The sequence below is a fragment of the Chryseobacterium sp. T16E-39 genome (assembly GCF_002216065.1).
GTDB lineage: Bacteria > Bacteroidota > Bacteroidia > Flavobacteriales > Weeksellaceae > Chryseobacterium.
On record NZ_CP022282.1, the window covers coordinates 1313909 to 1325545 of the forward strand.

An 11637-nucleotide genomic window follows, 5' to 3' on the forward strand; every position below is an offset into this window, starting at 1 on the left:
TTATCTAATGATCTGCAGGCTGTCGGTCCCTTTTGGAATATAGAGCAGCATATCTATAAAAGTTTTTCTATTCATCCCATTTTTATCCGTATCATCATAGCCTAATAAAGATTCTCCACGACTGAAGCCATCTTTTGGTTCTAATCTGACGATTTTATTATCGGCATAAAACTTCATTACATAATTTTCTATAGGATAAACATTTTGTGAATATTGATCTGAATTCGCACGTGTTGTAGATACAGACTTCCCTTTTCTTCCTTTGGTTGACTGAAATTTTGTAATCATATCTTTAGGAAAATACTCTGACTGATACCATTCTGAGTCTGCATTTAAAAAAATAGTGTTCAAATAATCATAATCCTTTTCCTTGAAGGCTGCAACAGCTTTTTTATAGAAGCTGACAACTTTTAATTCTAAGTCTTTTTGATTTAATTTTGATAAATCTTCTCCATCCTCCCATCCTTTCATAGTGTAGGGAACGGAGGCATCAAAGCTGACGCTGGTTTTATATTCCGCTAATTTTGAATAATCAACATTACTATCACTATTTTTAAATTCCAGTACTTCTTCTGGGGTTTTTAATGATCCATCTTTATTCCATCCGGTTTTTTCTACTTTCAGAATAAAGTTTTCACCATTCTCAAGAAAGTGTTTTTGTGCTCCATTGCTATCATATCCGGGATACAGCTCAACCTGAATATTTTGTTTACCGCTCTTCAGAATAGATGAATTAATATTCACTCTTGCCATCCCTGGAATCTTATCAAAGTTAGAATAAACAGGAACTCCATTTACCATTACCTTAAAGCTAAATACAGATTGGATATCCAATTGATAAAGAGGTTCATTATTATATTTGTGAACTTTAGTGGAAAGATATTCTATTCTTTGTTCTGCTGTCATTGTTTTATTTTTTGATTCTTGTGCACAGCTAATAAGACTTGCTGTTAATAATACTGTTAATATAAATTTTGTCATTATCATATTATATTATAGGTAATTTCCAACCTGTTTTCCATGTATACGGATCTAACACTACTATTTTCCCGTCCGCGGTATAGTGAATTCCGTCTTTTTCTTTTAATGCTTTGATATCACCTGCCCCACCATCATCTGCAACAAATCCCAGACTGACGTTTGCTTCTAATAATAATCCTTCAAACTTCACCTCAGGTTCTACATAAATACTGTGCGTATCAGCTTTTGTCACAAATTCCAATGCCACACCAGTCTTTACTTCTACACTGGCTTCCAGATATGCTTTTGACTTCCAGAAAATAAAAACTTTCATACTTCCGTTTGCCTGTAAATATCCTTTAATGGCAACAGAAACCTTCCCTCCAAATTTACAAGGACTTCCTTCATCATCTTTCATAAGTCTGGTCGTAAAATTACTCCCGGAAGCTGTATTAATATTTCCCTTTAAAGATCCATAAATTTCACTACTAATAATCAAATCCAGATTAATGTCAAAGTTATCACCTAATGCTTCATCGAGCACATCAAGTATAGCAACAACAGCAAGAACCACTGGATGCTTGATTTTGTACAGCAGCTGATACAGATCGTATTTTGCTTCAATTCCAAACAAAGGATCTAAATCAATTGCTCCCTCTATTAAAGTACCCATTACAGGACTATTCAAATCTGCAGGAGCTTCAGCACACCAGCTAACAGAGAGTCCAACCTGTGGAGGAGTAAGCTCGAAACTCCAATTGCTTTTACCCTCACCGCCTCTTTTCTTTAGAAGTTCTTCAAGTTTAGCTTTACGGTTGCTTATCGTGGAATTACCGGTCGGAGAGTTTCTAGTAGTTTCGCTGTTATTTCCTTTTACAATTTTCTCAATAAGCTCCTTTAAATTTACAATTTTTTGAAGAAACTCCTTGGCTTTACCAAATTCAGAGCTAAAATCCAGCGCTGCATAAGGCCTGTCGAACTCACAAATCAAATTGAATTCTGCATCAAGCGTTCCATGCGCCTTTTTAATAAGATTCGTAGCCTGGCTTCGGACAGAATTACTTTTACGGGCCCTGCTTCTTTCCTGTGATGCCTGCTGAATTTTCCGCTTATTTTTTTTCTTTTTACCTTTCGAAATATTTCCCTCCTGTTGAGCATTGAGTTGCTTTATCCGTTCATCTGCTTCCAGCTCCTTAAGTTTCCATGTTTCGTGATATTCTTCCCTAAGTTCATTGAATTTATCCCCATCATAATTATAAGCTATTTGGAGTGTCCATTTGGTATCGGGATAGACAACAATATTTAAAGGCGTACGAAAGGCACAGGTATTGAGATTGACAGGATATTTTTGTGCTGCCCAGTCACTATTCGGCCAAATCGTGTTGACTAAACCTATTAGAGGATTCATTGTATTCCCCCAGGTGTAGTCATACCCTATCTTTAGCTTAAGTAACTCATCTGTTGGGGGCTGATACTCGAAAGGATAGTAATTCTCCAATATTTTAAAACCGGATTGCATTTTCACTTTTTTACCACCATTTACTAAGGTGATAGCCTGGGTTAAGCTGCTTTTATCACTTTCTTTTTTTGTCTGAGCTTCACCACCACTAAATAAGTCTTTGCTTTCCGCTAATCTCCACCGCCTTTTTTTTGTGGTACCATCCGGCTTCAGCAACTGCTCGATTTTCGAGATATCAATTACTTTCCCCGTATGTCGTAAATCACCTTCATATAAACAATCTTTTGAATTGACACCTTTTAATTCGACGGTCAGCTCCTTTCGCATTTTATCTACTCCTGCAACAACAGGAAATAGTAATTTTGAAGGATTGGGATTGTCTTTAAGCGGAAAAACCTGTATATCTACTTCTTCTTCATCCTTTTTATATTTCCCGTGAATTTCCGAATAACCACAAGGTAGAAAATTAGCATAGTTTGTTTCTACATCTCCTACCAGGATCACCTGATTCCCCGTAGGTTCAAGTAAAGATGTCCCGGTATGTAATTTTCTGATATTTATGCTATTTTTATCGCATTCTAATTCCTTTCCTGAAAAAAAGAAAGAGGCTTGCAGTTGAATTGAATTTTCATCAAATTTCTTATTCTCATCATTTGCATAAAGACTCCAAACAGGATCAACGTAAATATTTGTTATGCATTTCTGGTAAGTCACTCCATCTTTTGCTTCATTTTTAATGGCATTAAAAGCAGGTTTGTTCTTAGAAAGAAATACTCCTACTTCCCTGGTTATTTTGGGAAATGAGGTGGGTAATTTTTCTTTATCAATTTTGTCTAATTCTATTTTTTCACCATCTTTCTTCCATTTACCATCTTCTTTTTCATGCATAGGTAAGTCCTCAGCCCGGTAATTGTTATCAAATAATTGTATTTCTATATCTTCACCAAACAAGCCATCCGTATAGATATGCAACTGAATAGTTTCACCATATTTTACATCTCTGGTGATCTTATTACCATCATTATTTACATCATATTCTCTCCATTCATAACCCACCACTTTTGGTTTGGTTTTAACCTGTATAAATACTCCATTTTTCGTACTATTAGTTGGTTTACCTTTACCTAAAATATAAGGCTCTAGCCAGGCAACTCCACCCCAATATAGATCAATAAAATCCATGCTGTGCCCTTTTCCTTTTCCCATGCCTACATTGGTATTGTAAAAGCCATCCTGGAAATCCGGTTTATGTTTACAGATACTCCAAACCCATACTAAATTACTTTGCTCATCATTAGCCAACTGATCCCAGTTTTCAACTTCTGCTTTTAAATACGCCTTTCTTTCCTTTGGTTCCAGAAGAACATATTTATTATTGGCATTGTACTTATCACTACTTTCAGGATAGATTTTTATTTTGGGAGTGTTCATGGCAATACGTTTAATTGGATGTAATTCTGGTTATCAATAAAGAAAGGAATCATTTCAGCGATAACTTCTTTATCTGCATTAGCAACATTTTTCTGGGTTGCTTCCGCTGTCTGTCCATGATTGATGATTGTGATACAATCCGGGCTGCCAATAGGACAGGTTGCCTTACTGCTTTCCAACAAAGCTTTTCCATTATTATCCTGCAGCGTTATTTTTTCATAGAAACCACTCCATTGGGTCACAACAACCTGACACGGATTATTGTTGAGCTTTGCACAACTTCCAAAAGTATTTTTCTCGAAAGTTTTACCGATATCCATATGTGTAGCCAACAGCTTACTGCTACCATCTTTATCATTGATGTAGCGTTTACTTTGCGTTTTTACCTTAAGTTTATCTGGTGTAGTACCAAAATTACATTTACAGGTAGCGCCTTGACAGACTAAATGTTTTTCACTCATTTTGTGTTTCTTTTGGTATTTTTTATTTACTCTGGTCTATTCTGTTCATAAACCTGAAAATCAACGGTATACTCCTGCTCTTTATTAAAAGTAATGAGATAGCCGGTAATTGAAAATATTTCTTTTGTTTCCTGGTCAAACTTGTAGAGAAGTTCAACCTTTCCTTTTCTTCTGTTCTTGTTGAACAGTTCTTCTTCCTCAGTACCTGCTATTTTTAAAGCAATCCTGTTCCCCTTTGTATATTCTTTACTTAATATGTATTCAACGTCATATCCAACCTTCCGGGACAGACTTGAAAAGTAAACCTCTAATCTATCTTTCCTGAAAAAGAATGGATAGTTCTGATAAACAGGCAAAAAGAATAATTTATAAAACAGATTTCTACCAAATAAATCTTTTTTTGAGTCGATATCAGAATATGATTTATCTAGCTGGTCTAAGATCTGGTCTGTAATTTCCGACTGATAGTATTCTTTTAAATTAGGTAAACATTCTGTTTTCCAACGTTCAGCTATACTTTCATGATTCAGAATCTTGCGAATTGCTCCATTGCTATCGGTAGATATTTGCAAAGGGTACAATACTTTTTCTGCTTTTTCAAATAACTGTTCTATAATCTTATCAACTTCCTGATTGTTTACGTATGTTTTTTCCTTTATCAGTTCAATATACGCTTCTGTCCTTTTTACTTTTATTTTATAATGAATCTGCAGGTTTTTAGGCAGGAACTTTATAATGACTCCATATACTTTTTTGCTTACATTCTTTGGAATCTCTATTCCGGTGTTTTTCAGTAACCTGATATCCCTTACCTGGTATTTGTCTGAAGGAATATAAATATATTCAACATATTTAGGGAGTGAGACCGTTAGCAGTTCCGAGGCACTGCAACATTGATTATGAAAGCCAACCAGTTCTTCTGCCGTCATACCATACTCATTTGAGAGAGTTTCCAGATTAAGGATACCCTCTGTTTTTACTTTGATATATTCTTTTATGGCAGAATCTTTCATAATACTTTATTCCTCTACTCTAGCTCAGCTATTTCTTTTCCTTTCTTTCTTCAAATGAAGCTTCTGATACCTTTCTACTGTCATAATCCGATTTTGACTCATATCCAATTTTCAGATATTCCAGTTTCTTTGTTGCAGTGTAGGTTAATTCATAATATTGCAGTCTTCCATCTTTACATTCTGCTCCCGGTGCGCGGTAATCACCACCAAAAGTCTCGGTAGTTGTTCCCGAATCATTTACACCATCAATATCCTCATCTACATATCCGAATTTCCCAGAATAAGGAAGGTCAGCCCGGTAAGAATTGATTTCTTCCACTTTCATTCCAGCCTTTACGGGGAAACCATTCAGGTTGACAACATCCTTATACACTTTGAAAGGATAGATATAATTTTTCTTCTTTAGTTCATTTTCAGCATTAAACTTTTTAACCTGATCATCTGTTATCAATGATTTTCCGCCTTCCATATTTCTTGCAGCTATATTTTCTCCTGATTCAAAATCTCTGGCATGATTGAGCTGTTGTGATTTACCTTCCGGGCTATCCAGGTTAAGAAAGAAAATATATACTCCGGCAACCTCTTTATTATTGTTTTGCCAGTCATCAACAGCAATTCCCAAATCATCCCATACATAGGCAAGATCCGTATCCCGGCTTGGCTTTCCCAATACTTTTATCCAATCTTCAATCGGAGTTCCCAATTCTAATTTTTTCCCTTTATAGGTTAACCCACAAGAGTCTATTTTTACAATGGCTTGGGACACATCTATGGTTTCTTTTTTCATATTTTGACATTGAAAATTTATTATTGAAAATAAGAGTACTGAAAATATTATTTTTATTTTATTTCTCATATTTATGTATTACTAACAAGGTATATTGTTGAACGGCTATTGTCATAATATCGTCGTAATATTATTTTATTATTAAATGGATTTTTCCACTGCATTAAATTCCTTTGGTCAAGATTATTATTATAATATTTAAAATCCATACTATTTTTACCAGTTTTCAGCCGATAATAAGCATAACCATATGGATAGAATGAGAAAAAAAAGTGGTTTCCAGAACTGCCATTTCCTAAAACGGCTTTATCATTTAACTTTAAATTAGTCTCTGTTTGGGCTATATTCTTTGCCCAAAAAGGCTTAAGTCCTTTTTTATTCTCATAATATTTTTTCAATTCATAATCATACAGACCATATTCTTTACCTTTATAACTAAACAAAATGTAGCCTGAATCTTCAAAACTATAACAAGATATATAATTTGAACGAATTTTTCTATCCAGAATCTCTAATTTTATATTTTCTATTCTTTTTTCTTTTATACTGTCATGAGTAAGGTCGTCCTGCAAATTTCCTAATGTTGCCCTTATTGAATCAGCAATTTTATATCCATTTATGACCTCAACTTTTTCTCTTCTAGACCATGGGAATGCATATTTATAAACTTCTTCATTGTTGTATACATAAATATTCTTCTTTTCATCTACCTCAACATTATAGAGGTCACTTTTTTCTTTCCATACCCTTTTAAAATCCCTATTGTAGACAAAAAGAAATTTGCCGTTGGCCGCATAATAATAGTCTGAATCATATTTTAAGTTTAAAATACTATCATTAATAGAGTCCATTTTAAATCCGGAGCCAGCAAGTTTAGGAAAAGAGTCCCAATCGGGATGCTTATCTTTTTCAGTCATAGAATAATTACAATTCAAAAGAAGCATCATAAAAAGTATTCCGGTAAGATATTTTATGAAAGACATCAACCTCATTTGGTGAGCTTTTCAAAATACCCCATGATTTCCTTTATTTTCTTTACACTCTCACTATTCATTTCCAGTAACTCATGTTCTGCATGTTCGTAAATGGTCCCATATTTCAGATTCTTTACTATGGCAGGATTTCTTGCCACCCAATCAGTAAGGTAGGAATCACTCCATCTCGCATTGGGAGATGACGGATGAACAAAATAGGTTTTGGTTGTGTAGTCAGCCAATGCAGCACCATCCATCCCATTTTTAAACCTTGTTGTTACCTCTTTTACCGCTATTTTTGCCAACTCTGCGCTGATCTTATTAAGAGGATGGGAATAGCTGTCTTTTGCAATCTGAGAGTGAGAAGGGTTAACCCCATAATTGGTATTCATATGAGATTGCGCTTCGGGAATAACCTCATCAAAAGAACCCAGCACCAGATTAAAAACAAGTTTTGGAAAAAAGGCCATAATTTGTCCTGTATATCCCATTCCTTTTTGAAGGTTCTCAGCACTGCGAGCCCCTAATTTCTCAAAGAAATCTCTTGACATCCACTCTTTGTTATCTGCATTCTGATATTCCTGAGCAAGAAAATCCTGAAATTTCAGAAATTGATTAAACCATGATAACCAGGTAGCATAATCCACCCCTAAATAACTGGCACTTTTCTCTGCCTTGTCAGATTTTTGTCCTTTACCAAGATCTTCCAGTACACTGATAATAAATTTTTCAGCGAGAGACCTCTGTCCCGGCACCCGTCTTTTATACTCTTTAATGGTAGGATCAAACAGGAGATCACCCATTTTAGGACCGACACTGGCCATCGTATCATCTGTTAAAAACCTGCCGCTAACTACCGGAATTTCAGTATATGGTTTTCCTTTGTAATAAGACACCCACGGATAGGCATCGACTCCTAATCTCCTCAAAGAGATTTCTACAAAATTAGTATGTGAAAAATAATCTTCTAAAACATGCAGTGCCCCTCCAAGATGTCTGAAGCCTTCCGGTGTTCCTCTTTTAGAAGCGGCCAGCTTAAGTTGCTCTTTTACATAGCTAACAGAAGACGGACGTTCCGGAAAATCTTTCCAAAAGAAAGAGGACATATTTTTAGTGGCATCTATTTTCCAGGATTGGCCATTATCTCCGGCATAAAGTTTTTTCTCCCTACCCGTTCCATCATACATAAAAGAAATCACTTTTCCTTTATCATCTGTAGCATCAGATTCATCAGCCAGCCCATAGGGATTATCAATATGTTCCTCGGGACGATAAATTCCCAGAATATCTTTGGTAAGGCCTCCAAATTCTTTGTTAAATTTTTCTTCCAGGGTTTTATAATCGTCTGCAGGATTTTTTCCTGAATCTTTCAATGGATCAAAAACAAATTCTCTGATGGCTAAAATCTTGATCAATTGCACCCATCCTTCATGAGAAAGCTGCATCGGACTGACCTCTTTGATCACCTTATTTTTCTGGGCCTTAATTGCAGCATTAGTACCCCTCACTGTAATTTTTACAATGACCTGGGAAAAATCCCTTAACCAGTTTCCAAAATAAATTTTACGAACCTGATCTTCTGTATACAGTTCCTTTGAAACCAACGCTTCAAACTCTATATCTCCATGGGCAAATGCCGCATTTTTATTATGTTTACGATTCCTTCCCGCTCCGTAATTGGAGATATCATCCGTCGGATCTTCATCATACTGCCTGTCTTCTTCTACATACGCTGTCACCTTGGAGTGTAGAGTTGAAAAATCGATAATAAGATCACCTTTAAAAGTCGGAAGCTCAGCTTTAGCAAATTTCAGTTGTGATTCTTTAAAAATATCGAATCTGAACAGATAGTAAGCAAATTTTGCTCCTTCGTCTATAACATCTGTATCAGGAATTCCGTTCGAAGTCAGTTCTGTACGGAGAAGATTGTCAATATGATGTCCATATTCCTCAACAAGAGCTGCCATCAGCTCTGCCCTTTTATCATTGTCCTTTGTTGCGTCTTCTACAAACTTTTCGTTAACAATGATTACTTTTCTTTTATTGCTGTAGCCGGCAGGACCTCCTCTTCTTCCTACCAACCCTTTAGAAACAATAATTTCCGGAGCTTTGATCTTGTTGTCACTTAAATCTCTATAAAGCCTGCTTAATGCCTCTGCATCAATCTCATATCCAAAAATCTGTGTCATAAAGAGCATAAATGTGATCTCTCCAAGTTCTTTTGCGAGACTCATCAGTTGCTCATGAGCATAGGTACTTTCCAGTTTATATTCACTTTTCTGAATATCTATCGGAGGAGGTATAAATTTTTCAGGATCTCCATAAACCACTCCGCCCTCTTTTCCGATCTGAATGACTTTGCTTCCTATATTTTCAATATTATCTTTAGAGTATCTTTTATAATCTCCGCCAACAATTTTGGTAATATTCCCTTTAACAATTCTTGTTCTGCTCATGGTGTAATGATTTAAAAATTATTACCTTTCTCTGAGCTGTTATTCTTTACCGTTTTATCAGAATGCTGTTCATTGGTGCCCGAACTATGTGTTGTGATCTTTCCGTCACTTACTTCACTTCTCTCTTTCTTTGTCTCACTGTGCACGTCCCCGTCTATAATTTCTGTAAGTTTCCCAGTAATCATCATACTTGCATCACCCACAACAGAAGTTATTTTCATAGCACCAACACTCTGTGTGTCGTTCATGGTAACAGATTCTGTTTTGTTCATACCCACTATATTACTCTGGTCAGCACCTACGGTAGTACTCATATTCTGGCCTACACTGATCGTAAGGTTTTCTCCTGCTATAAAGTTCATATTTTTGGGGGCGCTTACGGTAATATTTCCTTTACCATCCATAAAGTAGGAATTTCCACTTGGATCTTCGATGAAGATACTTCCTTCCGTATCATTGAAGATCACTTTATTTCCGCTTCTCGTCTGGATAGATTTAATATGATTTTCTATTCCGCCACCTAAAGCTACCTGCCCATGAAACATTCCTCCCATAGCGAAAGGAAAGTCCGGATGATGGTATTCAAAGCCAACCATGACCTGATCCCCAACCTCGGGAACTGCTACAAACCCTCTGTTTTGAGTGATTTGATCCGTACCCCCGGCATCGGGACTCATCATTCTTATATAGTGAGTGGTATTATTCTGCTGCCAGTCAAACTGTACTTTTATACGCCCTTGATTTAATGGATCGGTATTTGAGATAACCGTTGCAATCTGAGGGACTGCATTGGGGATTTCAAAATCGGGTTTAGGCATAAAACCGGTTCCTTCTGCAATTGCTTCAAACGATCCTGTATAATATCCTCTGGCATCCACTTCATGACACGTTTCGGTGATCATTAATTTAGTAAAATGTGAGGTTTGGTTGGTGTCCGGCTTCCTCATTTCAATATCTGCAGTACATCCGGGATATAAAAAGGGAACTGTGGTATCACCTGAAACAGTAAAAACCTGAACAGCGGCACTTCCGGCAGCACTTTTCTGCGATTGGTCTACGTCTATGGAAATATTTGCATTAATAGGAGCCGGAGTTAATGACCGGCTTGTAAAAATACTGTCATTAAGCTGATAAGCGTTTGAGGCGAGCTCTCCAAGATGTTTAATGTTTGTGGCAGTACTTAACATCTTTGTATGTCCGGCACTGTCATATCCAAAAAACTCAGGTTTGGTATGCACCGCACTCATCTCCACCTGTACATTGCTTACATTACTGCCATAAATAAGCTGTACTGCTTTTTCTGCCGGAGGAAGATTCCCGAAACGAAGAACATATCCATCATAATAAAACTGTTCTCCATATGCTTCTGCTATTCTGGCCAGATAATTATAATGGGTTTCATTGTACTGGGCACTGTAATTTATATAACTTTTATTACGGCTGTCTACTTTATAGTCAAACTTCCCTGAAGATGAACCTAAAGTCTCTTTGATCACATTTTCAGCAATAATTCCTGTATTTACAGATTGATCACCTCCGAAACTTTGTGTATGAGGAGCAGAATCCATCAGTATTGTAGGACTTTTACCTTTTAGAATAATATTTCCCAGGCTCATTTTATCCTGGCTAAAGGCTACTTTTGTAATAATCCCGACAAAACTCCTTTCCGGGCTCTCATTTTCTGCATCTTTATACCTGAATGTTACCGTTAAACGCTGTCCTAAGAATTTTTGACTCTCCAAAAGATTATGATTTTGAGCTTTCCCCAAAGAATCATGAGCCAATGTGAGTTCAAAATTATGGTGTGTTTTTGCGCTTTGCTCTAGTTTGAAATGTTTAAAATGCTTGATTATATGGCCATCTATCACAATATCCAACTTTATCACACGGTTAATGCCTGCAATATTATTCTCTGAAATTTTTTCTGAGTTGGAAATACTTTTTTTCATGAGTGCTATTTCACGAAATATAGAAAGATTTTATCTTTTCAAATAATTTTACTGTAAAAATCTAAAAAATTGTAGTAGAAGTACGATTTTATTAATCAATTATGTTAAATTGATTAAAATTATTCTAACCATCATTATAACAAAGAA

General features: G+C 36.0%; 8 protein-coding genes. All 8 read right to left on the reverse strand.

Annotation, left to right across the window (positions count from 1 at the left end; all coding sequences use genetic code 11):
- The 8 genes from CEY12_RS05825 to CEY12_RS05860 all read right to left on the reverse strand — a co-directional run bounded on the left by CEY12_RS05825 (position 1) and on the right by CEY12_RS05860 (position 11490).
- On the reverse strand, positions 1-906 hold the full coding sequence (locus CEY12_RS05825; protein ID WP_228409803.1) for a hypothetical protein: 906 nt from the start codon (positions 904-906) through the stop codon (positions 1-3).
- Between the two features lie 82 nt (positions 907-988).
- Positions 989-3850 (reverse strand): hypothetical protein, encoded by a 2862-nt coding sequence (locus CEY12_RS05830; RefSeq protein WP_089026793.1) that lies wholly within the window; start codon positions 3848-3850, stop codon positions 989-991.
- The gene (locus tag CEY12_RS05835) at positions 3847-4311 is read right to left on the reverse strand and encodes a DUF4280 domain-containing protein (protein ID WP_089026794.1); all 465 of its coding nucleotides are present in this window, start codon (positions 4309-4311) and stop codon (positions 3847-3849) included. Before CEY12_RS05835 ends, CEY12_RS05830 begins: the two co-directional genes overlap by 4 nt.
- Before the next feature lie 26 nt (positions 4312-4337).
- On the reverse strand, positions 4338-5324 hold the full coding sequence (locus CEY12_RS05840) for a hypothetical protein (RefSeq protein ID WP_089026795.1): 987 nt from the start codon (positions 5322-5324) through the stop codon (positions 4338-4340).
- Positions 5325-5352: 28 nt separating this feature from the next.
- Positions 5353-6111 carry a hypothetical protein gene (locus CEY12_RS05845; RefSeq protein ID WP_089026796.1) on the reverse strand — a complete coding sequence of 253 codons (759 nt, stop codon included), beginning with the start codon at positions 6109-6111 and terminating at the stop codon, positions 5353-5355.
- 71 nt (positions 6112-6182) lie between these two features.
- Positions 6183-7094: a hypothetical protein gene (locus CEY12_RS05850; RefSeq protein WP_089026797.1), complete on the reverse strand. Its 912-nt coding sequence runs from the start codon at positions 7092-7094 to the stop codon at positions 6183-6185.
- Between the two features lie 5 nt (positions 7095-7099).
- Positions 7100-9541 carry an HET-C-related protein gene (locus CEY12_RS05855; protein WP_089026798.1) on the reverse strand — a complete coding sequence of 814 codons (2442 nt, stop codon included), beginning with the start codon at positions 9539-9541 and terminating at the stop codon, positions 7100-7102.
- 11 nt (positions 9542-9552) lie between these two features.
- Positions 9553-11490 (reverse strand): type VI secretion system Vgr family protein, encoded by a 1938-nt coding sequence (locus tag CEY12_RS05860; RefSeq protein WP_089026799.1) that lies wholly within the window; start codon positions 11488-11490, stop codon positions 9553-9555.
- Positions 11491-11637: the final 147 nt, after the last annotated feature.

Coding starts and splice junctions, on each gene's coding strand:
- CEY12_RS05830 (WP_089026793.1), bottom strand. CDS start 3,850: ATGAACACTCCCAAAATAAAAATCTATCCTGAAAGTAGTGATAAGTAC.
- CEY12_RS05845 (WP_089026796.1), bottom strand. CDS start 6,111: ATGAAAAAAGAAACCATAGATGTGTCCCAAGCCATTGTAAAAATAGAC.
- CEY12_RS05825 (WP_228409803.1), bottom strand. CDS start 906: ATGACAGCAGAACAAAGAATAGAATATCTTTCCACTAAAGTTCACAAA.
- CEY12_RS05840 (WP_089026795.1), bottom strand. CDS start 5,324: ATGAAAGATTCTGCCATAAAAGAATATATCAAAGTAAAAACAGAGGGT.
- CEY12_RS05855 (WP_089026798.1), bottom strand. CDS start 9,541: ATGAGCAGAACAAGAATTGTTAAAGGGAATATTACCAAAATTGTTGGC.
- CEY12_RS05835 (WP_089026794.1), bottom strand. CDS start 4,311: ATGAGTGAAAAACATTTAGTCTGTCAAGGCGCTACCTGTAAATGTAAT.
- CEY12_RS05850 (WP_089026797.1), bottom strand. CDS start 7,094: ATGTCTTTCATAAAATATCTTACCGGAATACTTTTTATGATGCTTCTT.
- CEY12_RS05860 (WP_089026799.1), bottom strand. CDS start 11,490: ATGAAAAAAAGTATTTCCAACTCAGAAAAAATTTCAGAGAATAATATT.